Source organism: Paenibacillus sp. BK720 (assembly GCF_011761545.1).
Classification (GTDB): Bacteria; Bacillota; Bacilli; order Paenibacillales; family Paenibacillaceae; genus Pristimantibacillus.
The window spans coordinates 252,820-270,737 of sequence record NZ_JAASRQ010000001.1 but is presented as its reverse complement, the minus strand read 5'-3'; the positions used below and the strand labels follow the sequence as shown (position 1 = coordinate 270,737).

14 protein-coding genes are annotated in these 17,918 nt (G+C 54.1%); 3 read left to right on the top strand and 11 right to left on the bottom strand.

Features of this window, described 5'->3' with window-relative positions; translation table 11 throughout:
* Positions 1 to 54 precede the first annotated feature (54 nt).
* From cysK to FHT67_RS01180, 5 genes are all read right to left on the bottom strand, one after another.
* Entirely contained in the window at positions 55 to 972 is a 918-nt protein-coding gene (cysK, locus tag FHT67_RS01200; protein WP_132303211.1) for a cysteine synthase A, read from the bottom strand.
* 87 nt (positions 973 to 1,059) lie between these two features.
* Positions 1,060 to 2,349 (bottom strand): MFS transporter, encoded by a 1,290-nt coding sequence (locus tag FHT67_RS01195; RefSeq protein ID WP_167194932.1) that lies wholly within the window; start codon positions 2,347 to 2,349, stop codon positions 1,060 to 1,062.
* 72 nt (positions 2,350 to 2,421) lie between these two features.
* Positions 2,422 to 2,937 (bottom strand): hypothetical protein, encoded by a 516-nt coding sequence (locus FHT67_RS01190; RefSeq protein WP_167194929.1) that lies wholly within the window; start codon positions 2,935 to 2,937, stop codon positions 2,422 to 2,424.
* Positions 2,938 to 3,063: 126 nt separating this feature from the next.
* Positions 3,064 to 3,486, bottom strand: coding sequence for a DUF350 domain-containing protein (locus FHT67_RS01185; protein ID WP_167194926.1), 423 nt, complete (start codon positions 3,484 to 3,486; stop codon positions 3,064 to 3,066).
* A 51-nt stretch (positions 3,487 to 3,537) separates the two neighbouring features.
* A complete protein-coding gene (locus tag FHT67_RS01180) occupies positions 3,538 to 5,907 on the bottom strand; it encodes an endonuclease MutS2 (RefSeq protein ID WP_167194923.1) in 2,370 nt (789 codons plus the stop codon).
* A gap of 153 nt (positions 5,908 to 6,060) precedes the next feature.
* On the opposite strand from FHT67_RS01180, the gene FHT67_RS01175 reads away from it, so the two are divergent.
* The 3 genes from FHT67_RS01175 to FHT67_RS01165 all read left to right on the top strand — a co-directional run bounded on the left by FHT67_RS01175 (position 6,061) and on the right by FHT67_RS01165 (position 7,843).
* Positions 6,061 to 6,429 (top strand): phage holin family protein, encoded by a 369-nt coding sequence (locus tag FHT67_RS01175; RefSeq protein ID WP_132303206.1) that lies wholly within the window; start codon positions 6,061 to 6,063, stop codon positions 6,427 to 6,429.
* Between the two features lie 165 nt (positions 6,430 to 6,594).
* Positions 6,595 to 6,963, top strand: a complete 369-nt coding sequence (locus FHT67_RS01170; protein WP_132303205.1) for a cupredoxin domain-containing protein — start codon at positions 6,595 to 6,597, stop codon at positions 6,961 to 6,963.
* 199 nt (positions 6,964 to 7,162) lie between these two features.
* Positions 7,163 to 7,843 (top strand): SDR family NAD(P)-dependent oxidoreductase, encoded by a 681-nt coding sequence (locus tag FHT67_RS01165; RefSeq protein WP_167194920.1) that lies wholly within the window; start codon positions 7,163 to 7,165, stop codon positions 7,841 to 7,843.
* Between the two features lie 325 nt (positions 7,844 to 8,168).
* Here FHT67_RS01165 and FHT67_RS01160 read toward each other — a convergent pair whose 3' ends face one another.
* The 6 genes from FHT67_RS01160 to FHT67_RS01140 form a co-directional block, all read right to left on the bottom strand.
* Complete coding sequence (locus FHT67_RS01160; protein ID WP_167194917.1) at positions 8,169 to 12,062, bottom strand: hypothetical protein; 3,894 nt, start codon at positions 12,060 to 12,062, stop codon at positions 8,169 to 8,171.
* Between the two features lie 213 nt (positions 12,063 to 12,275).
* On the bottom strand, positions 12,276 to 14,723 hold the full coding sequence (pheT, locus tag FHT67_RS01155; protein ID WP_167194913.1) for a phenylalanine--tRNA ligase subunit beta: 2,448 nt from the start codon (positions 14,721 to 14,723) through the stop codon (positions 12,276 to 12,278).
* 19 nt (positions 14,724 to 14,742) lie between these two features.
* Positions 14,743 to 15,774: a phenylalanine--tRNA ligase subunit alpha gene (gene pheS / locus FHT67_RS01150; RefSeq protein ID WP_132303201.1), complete on the bottom strand. Its 1,032-nt coding sequence runs from the start codon at positions 15,772 to 15,774 to the stop codon at positions 14,743 to 14,745.
* Positions 15,775 to 15,900: 126 nt separating this feature from the next.
* A complete protein-coding gene (locus FHT67_RS30275) occupies positions 15,901 to 16,032 on the bottom strand; it encodes a hypothetical protein (RefSeq protein WP_279513470.1) in 132 nt (43 codons plus the stop codon).
* A gap of 124 nt (positions 16,033 to 16,156) precedes the next feature.
* Positions 16,157 to 16,801 (bottom strand): response regulator, encoded by a 645-nt coding sequence (locus FHT67_RS01145; RefSeq protein WP_481856042.1) that lies wholly within the window; start codon positions 16,799 to 16,801, stop codon positions 16,157 to 16,159.
* Between the two features lie 53 nt (positions 16,802 to 16,854).
* Complete coding sequence (locus tag FHT67_RS01140) at positions 16,855 to 17,697, bottom strand: sensor histidine kinase (protein WP_167194910.1); 843 nt, start codon at positions 17,695 to 17,697, stop codon at positions 16,855 to 16,857.
* Positions 17,698 to 17,918: the final 221 nt, after the last annotated feature.

The window sequence follows — 17,918 nt, the reverse complement described above, 5'->3', positions numbered from 1 at the left end:
TGCGGACATTCAGCATTCCTTTCAAGCCGGTTGGATTCTTTTCCGTCCAATCCTCTAAAACACGTTCATGCTTAAATACCGCTCGCCGGTATCCGGTGCTATGCATAAAACACGCTTGCCCGCTCCAAGCGTCTTGGCAACCTGCATGGCCGCCCAAACGGAAGCGCCGGAGGAAGGTCCCAGCAGCAGACCTTCCAGCCGCGCAAGGTCTCTCATCGTCTGAAGCGCATCTTCATCCGCTACCTGAATAATCTCGTCATAAACTTCCGTGTTCAGGATCGCGGGGACAAAACCGGGACTTGTGCCAACCAGCTTATGAGGACCGGGCTGGCCTCCCGACAGAACAGGCGAACCGGCAGGTTCAACAACGGCAATATGTATATGAGGCAATGCAGCCTTAAGCGTCTCGCCGGTGCCGGTAATGGTCCCGCCCGTTCCGGCCGTGGCAACAAAGGCATCCAGCTTGCCGCCCATTTGCTGCAGGATCTCTACGGCGGTTGTTGTCCGGTGGATGTCCGGGTTGGCATGATTCTCGAACTGGTTCGGGATGAAACTGCCCGGTATTTCCGCTTGCAGCGCCAGCGCCTTGCGGATGGCTCCGGGCATTCTTTCCGCCGCGGGTGTCAGAACAACTTCTGCCCCGTATGCCTGCAGCAGCTTGATTCGTTCCGCGGACATATTGTCCGGCATGATCAGGATAAGCTTGTAGCCTTTGGCAGCCGCATTCATCGCCAGGCCAATACCGGTGTTGCCGCTGGTCGGCTCGATAATGGTACTGCCCGGGGAGATTAAACCTTGCTGCTCGGCGGCTTCGATAAGCGCCGACGCGGCGCGGTCCTTCACGCTTCCGCTCGGGTTGAACCGCTCCAGCTTAACGCACACATCCGCGCTTCCCGGTTCAATAAGCCGGTTAAGCTTGATGACGGGCGTTTCGCCGATGAGGTCGATGACGGTAGATACTATTCGTGGCATAAATTCTCCTTTTCGTGGTAGTTAAAAAACCGGCAGCCGTGGCGTAATGCTACGCAAAAACGGCTTAGCAGTTATTTTAAAAAGCACTCACCGAAATTTATTGTTGGCCGTTAGGAATGGCCGGATAAAGAACCATCCGGCGATTGGAACGATGCCAACACAAAACATAAGGGTAACAATTGCCGCCGGCGTCTGCGTCTGGGAAACGACAATCAGATAGGCGGCAAGACCGAGGACACGCCCAATAATAAGGCCCGCCTCGCGGAGAACAATGAGCTCCTCGCGGTTAACGGCGCTTTCCTCCGAGTGACCGATCAGATCGAACACACGGGATGTCATCGGGATAATGTACAACGGTATAAACAAGGATGTGCCTATGCCAAAGATAAGCAAGGTGCTGTAGCTGACTTTGTAGAACAACGGAAGAATGATCAGACCAATCATAATGGTACCTGCCAGCATCGCGATTCTGCGGTTGCTCGGTTTAAGGCGCTTGCCGACAAACCAGAAGCTGATTAGAGCAACAAGGGAAGTAATCAGGGAGAAATTCCCCAGCTTTCCTTCGTTTTTCGTTGCGATATAGATGACAAGTCCGATCAGGAACATAAAGACACCCTCCCGAACGCCTTGAGTGACAATGGCGCCAAACATCCTCCGCCATGGGTTTCCCTTCTGCTTCAGCTCTTCAATGCCAAGGAACCATTTGTACTTTTCTCCTATAACGCCGCGGTTCTTCAGCCAGAAGCTGCCTACAACAGCAAGCCCAAAGATGACGAGGGATATCGTAAAAATAAGCTTGTAACCGCGCTCGCCATGCAGCGTCGTAATCAGGAAACCCGACACCCAAGGGGCAATAATCCCCGATAATGCGCCTAATATGCCTGCCGTTCCATTAAACCGGTCGCGGTTATCCGGCTCGGTGATTTCGAAATAAACGACATTGTATGCCATCCAATAAAAGCCCATGGCCATGCCGCTCAGCATGCCAAGAGGTATGCCGTACGTTTTGGCCTGCTGGCCCAGCATCAATACCATAAAATAAAACGCCCCCGACAGCACGATGCCAAGACGGAGGCTGTACATTTTATGATGTTCCTTTACCCATTTGCCTGCCAGCCAAAAGGTGATGCCGCTTGTTATGTATTGCCCAAGCGTGTACCAGCCGATTAGCATAAAGGACTGGCTTGCTTTCCAGAGATAGACCGGGATAAACGTTCCGGACAGCGCGCTTGCTACGCCAAACAGACCTTGTACCGTCAGCAGCAAGATGGCCTGCGAATCCAGCGCTCTGCCTTGGCGAGAACCCTGGACTTCGCGGCCGACTGATCTGCCAGGCATACGCCCGCCGGTCTTAACGCCATGATGACTCTGCTTCAATCCGATTCCTCCTAACAGTGATGTTCCGTTAGGATTCCCAATTGAACAGGCTGCATGCCGTTTTTCCAGTAATTACTCTTTTGGAGCAAGCAGCTCCAGCATCTGTTTCCGGGAACTCTCTCCCAGTACCGTCGAAGTCTGGAAGCAGGACGGACAGATATAGGTTATCGTTTCAAACGGGGATTGGATAATCGGTTTACCGGTTACGGCATGTACCGTTGGCAGAAGAGATACCGTCTGTTTCCCAGCTTCCAGCATATATTCACGGCAGGAAGGACACTCTGGCGCTTCATCCTGGCCGTCCGTAATTTGACGGATGGTTGCTTCCGCGGCAAGCCAGGAAACATTCATTTGACGGAAGCCTTCGTTGGAATCATCGTTATAGGCATCATCCTGCGGCTGCTGCTGCTTTCCTTGCTTCCCGTCCCAGTTGTCGTCCTGCTCGTCTTCATCGCGGTCGATTCCGATCTGCATCGTGCGGTAGCCGCTCAGTTCATTCTCGCAATGCGGACAATGCTTCTCCGGCCCAATTTCCTCATCCCACACGATCTCGGTATCGCACCATGGGCAAATTGTTTGTTCTTCCATTTCAAAACCCTCCACAAGCTTAATTGTTCATAATATAGATAACGCCTAGACCGAAAAATATTATGGCGATTGCGAGCAAAATTCCCCACAAATATTTCATTGATGTCCTCCTAAAAGACTTTAAACCTACAATATAACCGTTGCTCCAATTACATAGGACAGCGATATGGAAATAATCATGGCAATAAACCCCACCGCCCGGTTATCCTTTGCGATTTCGTCGTCGATCTTGAACACCGGCGTAAGAAACTCAAACAAGAAGTAGGCGGCAAGCAATATGATAAAGCCAAAGATCCCCCAGATCAGACTTTCGTAAACGGATACGTTCGCTTCAATGGAAAACCTGAAAATATTGCAAATCCCGAAAATTTTCCCGCTTGTCGCCATAGCTACCGCCAAATTGCCGTTCTTGATTTCTTTCCAGCAATTATAACGGGTTACAAGCTCAAACACGGACAAAAAAACGATAAGCGACAGCACAACCAGCGATACATAAACGAGAGATGCCGCATACGAATTGCTGAGCAAACGATCGACTTCATTACCCATCCTTATCACTCCCAAAGGCTTGCTTGCCGTGCCGCAAGCTTAACGGCGAAGCTATTTAAGCTCCGCCACGGTTACGCCTGCGCCGCCTTCGCCGTATTTTCCGAGACGATACGTCTTCACAAGACTATGCTTGCGCAAATATTGCTGGATTCCCGCACGCAATACGCCGGTACCCATGCCATGGATGATATAGACCTGACCAAGGCCGCCCAAATACGATTCGTCGAGGAAACGATCGACTTCAATGATAGCTTCCTCCAGATTCGCTCCGCGTAGATCAAGCTCCATCCGGAGGCTGTCTTCCTTGGAGCGCTTCAGGCTTGCCGTCTGCTTTGGCTGCTGCTTGTTAAGCTGAGCCACGGGCTTGATCAACTCCAGGTCATCAAGAGCAACCTTCATCTTCATAATGCCGAGTTGGACGGTAGCATCCGATGCGCCTATCTCTACAACGATGCCTTTCTGATTGAGGCTATAGACCATAACCTCATCGCCGGCTCCAATCTTCGCCGGCTTCTTCGCTCCGCCGACTGCCGGACGCTTCTTCTTCGTGGCAAGCTCCGGTGCCGCTTCCTCCAGCCTGCGCTTCGCTTCTATAAGCTTATGCTCCTTGACGGAGGCACCTTCCTCCAGAGCAAGCCTGCGCAGGTCCGCAATGATCTGATCGGCTTCGCGTCTGGCTTTGGCAACCGCCTCATGCGCTTCCTCCTGAGCCTTCTGCAGCATTTTGTCGCGCTGCTCTTCGAAGCGCTCCAGCTCGGCTTCATGGCGTTTGCGCTGCGCTTCCATCTCGCGGCGCATCATCTCTGCCGTATTGCGCTCCGATTCCGCGCTTAGACGGTCTTCCTCAAGGGAAGCAATCATATTCTCCACGCGTTGATCCTCTTCGCTGACCTCGCCGCGGGCATGATCAATTATCGCTTGGGAGAGACCAAGCCGTTCGGCAATGGCAAACGCATTGCTTCGGCCGGGAACGCCAACGAGCAGCCGGTAAGTCGGGCTAAGCGTTGCAACGTCAAACTCCATGCTCGCGTTAATGACGCCTTTGCGATTATAAGCGTAAGCCTTCAGCTCGCTATAATGCGTAGTCGCGATAATCCGGCTGTCGAGCTTGTGGATATGCTCCAAAATGGCGATCGCAAGCGCCGAGCCTTCGGCCGGGTCCGTTCCCGCGCCGAGCTCATCGAGCAGCACAAGGCTCTTCGACGTCATTGACTTTAAAATCCGGATAATATTCGTCATATGGCTGGAGAAGGTACTAAGGCTTTGCTCAATGCTCTGTTCATCGCCGATATCGGCATAAATGGAGTCAAACACGCAAAGCTGGCTGCCTTCTTCAGCCGGAACAAACAAACCGGACATCGCCATCAGGCTGAGCAGTCCTACAGTCTTAAGGGATACCGTTTTACCGCCCGTATTCGGACCGGTAACGATAATAGCCGTAAATTGGTTGCCCAGCTCCACATCAAGCGGCACAACCTTCTCCGGATCGATCAACGGATGACGGCCGCGTTTGATTTTGAGAAAGCCCCTGTCGTTCATGCGCGGCAGCGTGGCTTTCATTTCATGCGCAAGTCGAGCTTTGGCATAAGCGAAGTCCAGCCTCCCCAACAGCTCCTGGTTATATAGCAGGTCCTCCACATGCTCCGCCGCGCGGGCCGTCAGCTTTTGCAGGATTTTCTCGATTTCTCGAAGCTCCGCGGCTTTGGTTTCGCGCAGCTTGTTGTTCATCGATACGATGGCTTCCGGCTCAATAAAAAGGGTAGCGCCGGAACCGGACTGGTCGTGGACAATCCCGCCAAAATGCGAACGGTACTCCTGCTTGACCGGAATGACATAACGGTCGTTGCGCAGCGTAATGATGGAATCCTGCAGCATTTTCTGCACCGAAGACGAACGGATCATCTGCTCCAGCTTCTCCCGGATTCGAGACTCGCCGCTCCGCAGCTCGCGGCGAATGGACGCCAGCTCGGGACTTGCGCTGTCCATAACCTCCGCGTTATCGTCGATGCAATCAAAAATGGCATCCTCCAGCGGCTTATGCTCCGATAACTGCTCAGTCAGCCCGAACAGAAGGGGAATCGGGTCATCCTCATGAAGATTGTCGATATGCTTCTTAACCCGGCGTGCGCCCCTGGCCGTTGCCGCGATGTCCAGCAGCTCCGCGGGATTCAGAGTCCCGCCGATTCGCGCGCGATGCAGGGAAGCGCTAATATCGACAACGCCCCCAAACGGCGCATTACCTTTCAGCCTGTCGGCTTTGTACGCTTCGTCGGTCGTCTGCAGCATAAGCTTGACGTCCTCCAAATCGGAGACGGGAGCAAGCTGCCCGGACACGTTTTTTCCGAGCGATGTGGCGGCATGATGCACCAATTTATTCGTAATTTTATGGAATTCCAAAGTGGATAAAATTTTGCTGTCCAAGTGAACACTCCTCTCGCCCTTATATTATAGCTGATCGGTGTTTAGGATGCACGACATCACCGCTTGATTCATACATGTTTCCCCGATTAATGGTCATAATAAGGGAGGAAACGCACCATACTTAGGCTAACCTAACATAAGGAGGCTAATGATATGAGTTTTCTTGGTCATGTTGTCCGTTTTATCGTTGCAGCCATCGTTCTGATGGTAGTCGGCTGGATCGTTCCTCAATTTAGCGTCGGCGGGTTCTGGAGTGCACTTCTGCTGGCGCTTGTCATTGCGGCGCTTGGTTGGATCATTGAAGGTATTTTTGGCAAAAAAGTTACCCCGTTTGGACGCGGTATTGTTGGCTTTCTAGCCAGCGCGGCAGTCATTTGGATTGCGCAGTTTATCGTCGGCGGCGTATCCGTCACTTGGCTTGGCGCAATCTTAGCGGCTCTCGTTATCGGGATTATCGACCTGTTCATTCCGGTCAGCACCCCGTACGAGGCAGGCAGAAGCGATTACCGCAACCGTGACTAACAGTAAAAATGCAAAGATTTTTGCCTTAAGCCCTTGTCCTGTCGGAAACGATAGGCGGGGGCTTTTTCATTTGTCACGGGACTGTCACTGCAAATTGGATATGGATAAGCTACAATAGGAAAAGAATTGAATTTCTATGTTTTTGGCTATGAAAGGGGTATAAAGATGAAGAAGTGGCTCATATTTGCATCTGTGCTATGCCTTGTGTTCGTCGTTGCCGCCTGCGGCTCGAACAGCAAGAGCAATAACTCCGGATCGGAGGCAGCAAGTTCTACGGTTGCCGACGTTGTGATTAAAGCAAGCAGCTGGGAATTCGATCAGCCGGAATACCGTATCAAAAAAGGTCAGACCATTAAGCTTGAGCTCATCGATGGCGTTCACGGCGTGGAGATTGAGAAGACAAACGTGAAGCTGACTCAGAATAAAGCAAAAACCATTACGCTCGATGCCGGCGAATACGAAATCAAATGCAACATTCCTTGCGGCGGAGGACATTCGAAAATGTCAGCCAAGCTTATTGTTGAAGCTGCCTAAGCCATATGCTGCGGAGACCTCTTTTTATGAAGAGGTCTTTTTTATTTCCCGCGACATGCCTTCTTGCCACCCTACATATGAATTATAATGATTCCTTTACAAAAGGGTAAGAAAGACTGATGCTATGAACTCTTCCCCTACCGCCTTCCGGTCTGATAAGATGATTCATAAATTATTCTTTTGAGGAGGGGTATGATCCATGAGCTTATTAAACGGACGGATTGCCATCGTAAGCGGTGCAGGTTCGGGACTCGGAAGGGCAACTTCCCTGTCGTTTGCGAAGGAAGGAGCCGAGATTGCTTTGTTAGGCCGCCGTGAAAGCAAGCTGCAGGAGACAGCCGAGCTGATCAAACGGACTACGGGCCGCGAAGCGCTGATCATCCCTACCGACATTACGCAGGAAAGCCAAATTCAATCCGCAGTCCAGCAGGTCATCGACAAATGGGGTTCCATACATGTGTTATTAAATAATGCGGCCGTATTCGAGCCCGGTTCCGTGCTGGAACTAACCTCTGAGAATTGGCATGCGCAAGTGGCCACCAATTTGACGGGACCGTTTCTGCTTACAAAGGCCGTTCTGCCAACCATGCGCAAAAGCAAATACGGCCGCATTATTAATATAACCTCCGGCTTGTCCTGGAACGGAGCAGGCGGTTATGCCGCCTATAGCGCAGCGAAAGCCGGCCTTGAATCGCTGACCCGCACGCTCGCCGACGAAGAGCATGAGCACGGCATCCTGGTTAACCTATACAACCCCGGTACCCTGCGTACCGAAATGCACGCCACCGGCAAGGACCCGGCAGTCGTCACCCCGGACCTCATCCGCTTGGCCAGCCTTCCGGTAGGCGGGCCAACCGGAACTATAGTCAGCTACGGGTAACGAAACGGAGGAAGCCGTTCCAGTGCTATTGCATTGGAACGGTTTTTTTTGCAGAGGCGCGAATCTCTGGCTTTGTTACACCGTATTTCCGTGTTATTTGGTGTTCGCACCTACTCTACGCCTCATCCGCCCGGTAACTCGGCGCATCGTTAAGCTACCTATAAACGTCCGAACGCGGCTCGTTGCGAGCACACATAACATCCTTAACGATGCGGCGCATCGTTAAGCTAGCTGCAAACGTCCGACTCCCTTGCCGAACCAGTATATCAATTAACGCAAAAGAGCCACCTGCTCATGAGAGCAGATGGTTCTTTTCTGTATCGGTTCAGCTATGTTCGATTAATTCTATCCATTCATTGTACTCCGTTTGAAGCTTGCGGTATTCGATCTCCAGCTTCTCATGCTTCACGCCAAGTACGCGAAGCTCCTCGCGAAGGGCTTCCGTTTCACCGGAAGCATCCTGATGCTCAGCCGCCAGTGATTGCGCCTGCTCATCCAGCAATATCCTCAAATCCGCAGCTGCTGCAGCTTCTTTGCGCGCCGCTTCGAGCTGTTCGAGAAGCGATTTCTCTGCTGCTTCCCGATTGCGTTCCGATTCTGTCAAACGTTCAGCCTCCTGCTTCGCTTGCCGCGCAAGCTGCTGCTCGGCTTGAAGCTGTTCGTTAAGCTTCTGAATTTGCAGTCCGGCAGCTTCGATCTGCTGTACCGTGATCCGTTCGCGCGCAGCGGTATATTCCAACTGCTCCATAAGCTCATTCTCGCGTTTTGTTGACTCCGAGAGCTTTTCTTCTTTTTCAAGACTACGAAGCTTCGTCTCTTCCAAGGAAGATTCCAGCTCCTTAATGCGGGAGCGCAGGAGCTGCTGTTGTTCTTCCTGCTGCGCCAGAAGCTCGGAGTACCGTTCCTCCGCTTCCGAAAGACGCTCCTCGTAGCGATGCTCGTACTGCTGGCGCTGCTGATCGAGTGTACGGCTATGCTCCTGCTCCCGTTCATCCCAATCCGCTTTAAGCTCCTGCTGCTGGCGCTCAAGCTGCTCGATTTGCTCCATGTACTGAAGTTCAAGCAATTCGTTCTGATCGGTGAACTGCCGTTCGAGGGAACGAAGCTGCTCTTGATGCTGCCGCTCCAACTCGGCAATTTGCTGCTCCTGCTTCGCGGCCATAGCGGCATTGTGCGACTTCAGCCGCTCTTCCAGTTCCTGATTCGTCAACTGAACTGCGTCCAGCTGCTGTCTTAGATCAGCATATTGCTGCTCATAACGTTCCTTCAATTCGAATTGCTGCTCGGCAAAACGCATCTCAAGCTGCTCCTGCTGCTCTTGGTATTTACGTTCCAGCTTGTGCTTGTCCTCTTCATATTGAAGTTCCAGTTCAAGCTCCTTCTCTTCAAAAATAGCGGATGCTTCCGTCAACTGACGCGCTTGTTCTTCCAGACGGCGTTCCGCTTCGTTGTATCGGTCCGCATGAAGCTGCTCAAGAACAGAACGTTCCGTTTCGAATCGGCGCTGCTGCTTCTCCATCTCATCCTGAAGGAGATCAAATTGCTCCTGCAATTGCTGCAGCTTCTCCGTTTGTTCGGCTGCAAGCACTTCAACAGCCGTTTGCAATTCCAGCTGCTTGGAGGCCTGCTGCTCTAATCGCCCTATTTTCTCAAGCGATTGCGCATACTGCTGAGAAGCTTCCTCGAGCTGTTCCTTAACCTCGGCATATTGCCGCTCAAGCTCGTTTGATTGCTGCTCCATCGCCTGGATGGAAGCACGCAGCGCTTCTTCCTGCTCCATCGCCTGCATCAAATGCTCGTCCGCAGCCTGGAGACGAAGCTCATGCAGTTGCTTATCCTGATTCCAAGCCTGCTCCAGCTCGGACAATTTCGTAAGAAGTCTTGTACGCTCCTCAATCCATCCATTGCGGCGGCGTTCAAAATCGGCCTTCAGCGATTGCTCAAGCTGAGCAAGCTGCTCCTGCCACTGCTGCTCCTTCGATTGTATAAGCTCGAGCGTTTTCTTGCGTTCCTGCTCCAACTCTTCCGTAGCAATGACTTGGGCTAATGCAAGCTCGTCTACGGCTTCCGCAACTTTTACCCGCTCGCGCTCCAGTTCCCGTGCCGCTGCCGCTTGCTGTTCCGCGAGGGCTAGCGCGGCTATTGCGCGCTCTTCCTCCAACTTCGCGGACAAAGCTTCCGCTGCTTTCATGCGTTCAAGCTCCAGCTCTTCCGCAGCAAGCGTTTGGTTAAGCTTCAGCTCCTCTGCAGCTTCAGCCGCTTTCGCGCGTTCACGCTCCAGCTGCTCAGCCAGCTCTGCGGCTTTTGCGCGCTCTAGCTTAAGTTCCTCAGCGGCCATGGCTTGCACTAAGGCAAGCTCCTCCTCTGCTGCGGCTTTCTGCTCGGCTATAGCTTGCGAAGCTTTGACACGTTCGCGTTCTACTTGCGCGGCTAATGCTTCCGCGGCTTGCAAACGCTCCCGCTCCAGTTCCTGTGCGGCTTGCGACTGCAATGCGGCCAAAGCTTCCGCTGCCCTTGCGCGCTCGCGTTCGACTTCTTCTTCTGCTAGTGCTTGCGCCAGCGTCAACTCGTCCGCAGCTTCGGCAGCTCTGGCACGCTCTTGCTCAAGCTCCTGCTCCGCTTGCATTCGCAAAGCGGCCAAAGCTTCCGCTGCCCTTGCGCGTTCGCGTTCGAGCTCTTCTGCCGCAAGGGCTTGCGCCAAGGCCAGCTCGTCCGCGGTTTCCGTAACCTTCGCTCGTTCTTGTTCAAGCTCCTGCTCCGCTTGCATCCGCAAAGCGGCCAAAGCTTCCGCTGCCCTTGCGCGCTCGCGTTCGAGTTCTTCTGCCGCAAGGGCTTGCGCCAAGGCTAATTCTTCAGCCGCTTCTACCGCTCTGATCCGCTCTCGCTCCAGCTCTTCAGCAGCCTTCGCCTGCTGCTCCGCTAGTGCTTGTGCAGCTCTCGCACGCTCACGCTCTACTTGCTCGGCCAATGCTTCCGAAGCTTTCGCCCGTTCTTGCTCCAGCTCCTGTGCCGCTTGCGCTTGCAGAGCGGCCAGCATTTCCGCTGCTCCGGCGCGTTCGCGTTCCAATTCTTCCGCTAATAAAGCTTGCGTGTGCGCCAGCTCATCCGCAGCCTTAGCCGCTTTCGCCCGCTCTTGCTCCAGCTCGCGTGCCGCCTGCGCCTGCTGCGCGGCCAACAGTTCCGCTGCCGTTACGCGCTCGCGTTCCAGCTCTTCATTCGCCTTCGCTTGCCGCTCCGCCAACCTTGCTTCTGCTGTCGCACGTTCCCGCTCAAGCTGCTCCGCCAGCGCTTCCGCAGCCTTCGCACGCTCGCGCTCCAGCTCCTCCGCGGCCAGCGCTTCGGCCAGCGCCAGCTCCTCAGCCGCTTCCGCTGCCCGCGCGCGCTCCCGCTCCAGCTCCTGCGCCGCCACCGCTTGCTGCGCGGCTAGCGCTTCCGCTGCCCGCGCCCGCTCGCGCTCCAGCTCCTGCGCCGCTGCCGCTTGCTGCTCCGCCAGCGCTTCCGCTGCCTTCGCCCGCTCGCGCTCCAGCTCCTCCGCGGCCAACGCTTCGGCCAGCGCCAGCTCCTCAGCCGCTTCCGCTGCCCGCGCGCGCTCCCGCTCGAGCTCCCGCTCCGCTGCCGCCTGCTGCGCGGCTAACGCTTCCGCCGCTCTCGCCCGCTCGCGATCCAGCTCCGCCTCCGCTTTTGCCTGCGCAAGCTCAAGCTCCTGCTCCAGCTGCTCTGCGGCTAACGCCTGGACGCGCTCGATCTCCTCCGTCGCTTCCGCTTGCGCTAACGCCAGAAGCTCTGCCGCTTCTTCCAGTCTCGCAGCCAGCTCCTCCGCGGCAGCCGCTTTCGCGGCGGCTAGCTCGGTTTCGTACTCTCCCCTAAGCTCCTCCAGCTCCGTCTTGGACTTCTGCTGAACAGCCGCAAGCTCCTCGCGCAGCGAAACCTCCAGCCGGCTTGCCTGCTCCAGCAAATCTACCAGCACAAGACGCTTGGCCTCGGCGTCGTGCAGAGTATCGTTTTCTCGACGCAGCCGGAAAACTTCCTCAGTCATCTGAACCGCGGCCAAAACGGCAAGCTTGGGCATATCGAGACGAGGATTGCCGATCGCCAGCTTTTTCATAGCGTCATCGATCGTGCCGGCTACACGCTTTATATAATCAACGTTGTTATGACCCTTAAGCTTATATTGATGTCCGTATATATCAACTGTTACTACGGTTTGGTCAGCATCCATACTGGGTTATCCTCCTATTCAACGTCTCGCGTTTTAAAAGTCATACGCAGATCCTAACATTTGTCTTCATCTATGTAACAAAAAACGATTGCGAAAGTTGCAAATCTGTGAAAAAACTCATCTTTCATGCCTTTTTTTGCGCAAAAAGCACAAAAAAAGCCGCATCGAAAGTTCACAAGGAACTATTTCGATGCGACTTAAAAGGTTTCCTGCCTACTTTCTTAATTCAGCGGCAAAAGATTGTTCAAGCTCGGCAACGACTTTGCCGTGCAGCTCGGTCACTTCTTCATCGGTCAGCGTACGGTCGGCATGACGGTAAACGAGCGCTACGGCAACGCTCTTCTTGCCGGCTCCAAGCTTTTCGCCGGTGAAGACGTCGAACACCCGAACGGACTCGAGCAATTCGCCCGCAACAGCCCACGCGGTTTCTGTCAGCTTCGCTGCCGGAACAGCCTGGTCCAGCACCACGGCGATATCGCGCTGCATAGCCGGGTAGCGAGGAAGAGCCTTGTATTCGATGCCGGAATCAGCCAGCCCATACAAGGTGCCCAATTCTATCTCTGCCACGTACGTGTCGGCAAGGTCGCTTTCATGCTGCAACGTCGGATGAAGCTGGCCGACGTAACCGATCGTTTCCGGTCCATGGGCGGTATCCACGATAACCGCCGCCGTTCTGCCCGGATGGAAGTTCGTTGGCTGAGCCGATTCGTAACGTACCTTCGAGGTCAAGCCAAGAACATCAACCACGGTTTCCAGAACGCCTTTTGCATCGTAGAAATCTACAGGCTCCGCTTTACGGTTCCATTGCGCGTCTACACGGTTGCCCGTGAGCAATACCGCAAGGCGCTGCTTCTCTTCCGGAAGGCGCGTAAGCTGCTCTTCTTCCGTATGGAAGACGCTGCCGATTTCGAAAATCGCTGAAGATTCATTTTTACGGTTGCGGTTATACGTCGCTGTCTCAATTAGCTGGGCAATCAGCGTAGTACGGAGAACGCTGCGGTCCTCGCTCATCGGCATAGCCAGCTTCACCGGTTTCAGATCCTTGCCGGTCAGCTCAGGGAACAGCTCGGTGCGGGAAGGTCCCGTAAACGAGTAGCTGATCACTTCAAAAAGACCCGCATCGGTCAATCTTCTGCGCAGCTCGCGGCGGATCGTCTGCGGCTTGGTCAGCCCGCCAGGCGTCACATCGCCGTGAATCGGCGTAGTAGGAATATTGTCGTAGCCGAACAACCGGGCTACTTCTTCAATTAAGTCGACATCGCGCGTAATGTCGCCGCGGCGCGTAGGCACCGTTACGGCGAACAGGTCATTGGCATCGGATAAACGGTAGCTGAAATGCAGGCGGTCAAAAATCGTCTGAACCTCAAGGCGCGACAGCTCCGTTCCGAGGTAACCGTTGATTTTGTCCAACGTGACTTCAACAACAGCCGGCTCTGTTTTCGCAACCACCGCTTCCACGATTCCTTCTGCCACAAGACCGTCGGCAAGCTCCGCAATAAGAGCAGCCGCACGATTCAGCGCCGGAATAACGCGGGCCGGATCCACTTCCTTCTCGAAGCGGATGCTCGACTCCGAACGGAGACCCAGCTGGCGGGAGGTTTTGCGGACGGTACCGCCGTCAAACTTCGCCGACTCCAGCAGGATATTAACCGTCTGGTCGTTGACTTCGGAATTCGCTCCGCCCATAACGCCTGCCAGCGCCACAGGCTTCTCGCCATCCGTAATAACGAGCATATGAGGCTCAAGCGTACGCTCCTGGTCATCCAGGGTTACGATCTTCTCGCCTTGCTTCGCCAGACGAACGTCGATTCGGCCGGTTGTAAGGGCATCCGCGTCAAAAGCGTGCAGCGGCTGGCCATATTCCAGCATAACGAAGTTTGTCACGTCAACCACGTTGCTGATCGGACGAATGCCCGCAGCGATCAGCCGGTTTTGCAGCCATTGCGGGGATGGACCAATCTTTACGCCTTTGATGTATCGCGCGCTGTAATGCGAGCATTGCTCCGGAGCGCTGATCGATACCGAGATATGGCTGTCCGCACGGTCTGCCGCATGGTTAACGGCCGGTTCGGGGATGCGCACCTCGCGGCCGGTCAAAGCGCCAATCTCGTAAGCAACGCCCAGCATGCTGAGGCAGTCCGAACGGTTGGGCGTCAGATCCAGCTCAAGCACCTCGTCGTTTATGCCAAGCACATCGCCGATCGGCGTGCCAACCGGCGTCGATGCCGGAAGCACGAGAATGCCTTCCTGCTGCTCCTTCGGAAGCAGCTTGTCGTTAATGCCAAGCTCCTTGGCCGAGCAGATCATGCCCTGCGATTCCACGCCGCGCAGCTTCGCTCGTTTGATTGCGAAATCTCCCGGCAGCTTCGCGCCGATCATCGCAACCGGAACCTTTTGGCCGGCGTCCACGTTTTTCGCGCCGCATACGATTTGAAGCTCTTCGCCCGTACCGATGTCAATCTTGCATACGCTAAGCTTGTCGGCATCCGGATGCTTCTCGCGGGATTTCACGTAACCGACTACAACGCCGGTCACCCCTTTGTTGAGGGACTCCACGCCGTCGATCTCGATACCTCCGCGCGTCATTTTTTCCGCTAATTCTTCGCCCGTATAGCCTGTCAAATCGATATATTCATTTAACCATTGGTAAGATACTTTCATCGCTTGTTTCCCCTCCCCTTTACATTCTCGCGAATTGGCTTAAGAACCGCTGATCGTTCGTGTAGAAATGACGGATATCGTCGATGCCGTATTTCAGAAGCGCGATGCGCTCAACGCCCATGCCGAAAGCAAAACCGCTCACTTCCTTCGGATCGTAGCCGCCCATCTCGAGAACGCGCGGATGCACCATGCCGCAGCCGAGAATTTCAAGCCAGCCTGTCTGCTTGCACATCCGGCAGCCGTGGCCGCCGCATTGCACGCAGGTAACGTCAACCTCCGCGCTTGGCTCCGTGAACGGGAAGAAGCTTGGGCGGAGACGGATTTGCGCCTGCTGCCCGAACATTTGCTGCACGAATTGAAGCAGCGTGCCTTTCAGGTCGCTCATTCGGATGTTTGGACCAACGACAAGACCTTCAATCTGATTGAACATGAACGAATGCGTCGCGTCGTCGTCATCGCGGCGGTATACTTTGCCCGGGCAAATAACCTTGATCGGCTTGCCGTTCATTTGCTGCATCGTGCGGACCTGAACCGGCGACGTATGCGTACGCATCAGGATGTCTTCCGTAATGTAGAACGAATCCTGCATATCGCGGGCAGGGTGGTTCTTCGGCAGGTTAAGCGCTTCGAAGTTGAAGTAATCGGTCTCGACCTCCGGACCTTCGGCAATGGAGTAACCCAAGCCTACGAATACATCCTCGATTTCCTGCGCGACCTTGTTCAGCGGATGCACCGCGCCTGTCGGCAAAGCTTTGCCCGGCAGCGTTACGTCAATGGTCTCCGCGCGAAGACGGTTTTCCGTCTCGGCCGCGAGGAACGCGTTTTGCTTCTCGTCGATAACGCCTTCGATCGCGGCGCGCACGTCATTGGCCACCTGCCCGATAATCGGACGCTCTTCCGCGCTCAGGCCGCCCATCCCGCGCAAAATCTCGGTCAGCGCCCCTTTTTTTCCTAAGTATTTCACACGCAAATCATTCAGCTGCTGCGGATTGTCGACCTGGTGCAGCTCTTGCAGCGCTTCAACGCGCAATGCTTCCAAACGCTCTTTCATCGTAAAAACTCGCCTCCATTGTGGAATTTATAACAACAATAGCAACAAAAAAAAGGCCTTCCTCCCCGCAAGGGACGAAAGACCGTGGTACCACCCTAATTCGGATTGCCCAAAAACAGCAACCCCTCAAATCCCGTTAACGGCGGGAACCGGACCTTCCCTAATTCGCGTTCGGCCATTGGCGGCTTGAAGCGGTTCAGGCGTCTGCTCCGGAGTGAACTTCGGCAGCCTAATCCCGTAAAGACGCTCGCAATCCATGGCGTCTTCTCCCTGTACGGAAGCTCTGCTTACTTATCTCCATCAAAGCTTTCTCTATTGGACACAATAATCTATATTATATGCATTTCCTGATTTCCTTGCAACCATTCGCTGCTTGGCAAGTTTATTTTTCGAGCAGCCCCTGCTCGTAGGCATAACGGGTCAGCTGAACGCGGTTATCCAGATGAAGCTTCTGCAAAATATTTTTCAAATGGTTCTTGACCGTATGCTCGGATAACCCGAAGGCAACCGCAATCTCCTTGTTCGACTCTCCCGTCACAACACGCTCAAGAATATCCTTCTCGCGGGAAGTAAGCGGCGTTGTCATTGCAGAGGCATCACCGGGCATCCCGGATTTAGTACCGGCTTTTGCCGGGTTTGTCCCGTTTGACGAGGCCGCCGAAGTAAACTCCTGCAGCAGCCTGAAAGCAATTTCCTTCGACATGGGCGCTTCGTCATCCACAACGGCCCGGAGATATTCTCTCCATGCGGAAGGAGACAGATTTTTGAACAGATAGCCTTGCGCTCCCCGCTTGATCGCTTCGAACAAATGAGTAATGTCGTCCGAGACCGTCACCATAACAATCTTGAGAGCCGGGTACAAAAACTTCAGCTGCTGCGTCGCCTCAAGCCCTCCCATGCCGGGCATATTGATGTCCATCAGCACCAGATCGGGCAGCACGTCATCGATCCGGGCAATCGCTTCTTCGCCGCTGGCCGCTTCGCCGACAACCGCAAACTCCGGATCCGCTCCGATAATTTCCCGCATGCCTTCCCTTCCGTGAGGATGATCATCCACCAGAAATACCCGAATTGCTTTACTCAATTTCCTTCACCTCCGGATTGAATGCGTACCGTTGTTCCCGCGCCTGCCGCGCTTCTAATATCAAACAACCAGCCCATCTGTTCTGCTCGATCCCGCATCATGCGGATGCCGTACCGGTCCTTCGCTTCGATCAGGCCAGGGTCTGCTCCAACTCCGTTATCCTTTATTTCGCATACAAAATCCTCTTCGCCCTGCTGCCGGCTTATAACCTCAACCTCGGTCGCCTGCGCGTATTTGCGGACGTTCATCAGCGCTTCCCGAATAATCGACTGCAGCTCGACCAGCTGTTTGTTGGATAACGCGCCTTCCGGCAGCTGCCAATCGAGCTTTGCGCGAACGCCGCTGTTTTGCAGCAAATCATTCACCGCCCCATGAATGGCGTTCAGCCATGAATCATCTACGACTACGGCCGGAGACTGCAAACTCGCAATGGACTGCCGGACATCCTCGTAGACATGCTTAACCGTCTGTCTGATTTGAACAGTCGTTTCCCTCGCGTCATCGCTCAGCCCCATATGCTCCAGCTTATCCAGCTTTACGGAAAGCAGGAACAGCGATTGCGAGATGCCGTCATGAAGCTCGCGTGCCAGCTGCTCCCGCTGCTCGAAGGAAGCCTTGGACACCCGCTCGCGTTGAAGGGCTTCCTGCGTCTGTTCCAGCTTGCCAAACAGTCCGCGCAATAAAGTCAGTGTAAACAGAAACACAAGGGCCGGGGCCAAAAAGTTACCCAGCTCCATTGAAATATACGGAAGCAGGAAGACGTGCCGGACGTACTCCCACAAACCTACAACAATAGTAGGGATCCATAAAATTAAAAATTTCAGAGATTTGTAGGACATTTTTGCATCTCCTAAAAAGAATTATCACACAAACGGCCTTTCGGCTGTTCGTGATGATTCTTGCTTCGTAAGCATTAACTTTTATGAATGGCGATAGCGATTCATACTTCGTAAGCATTCGCTTAAAGAATTATCACACAAACGGCCTTTCGGCTGTTCGTGATGATTCTTGCTTCGTAAGCATTAACTTTTATGAATGGCGATAGCGATTCATACTTCGT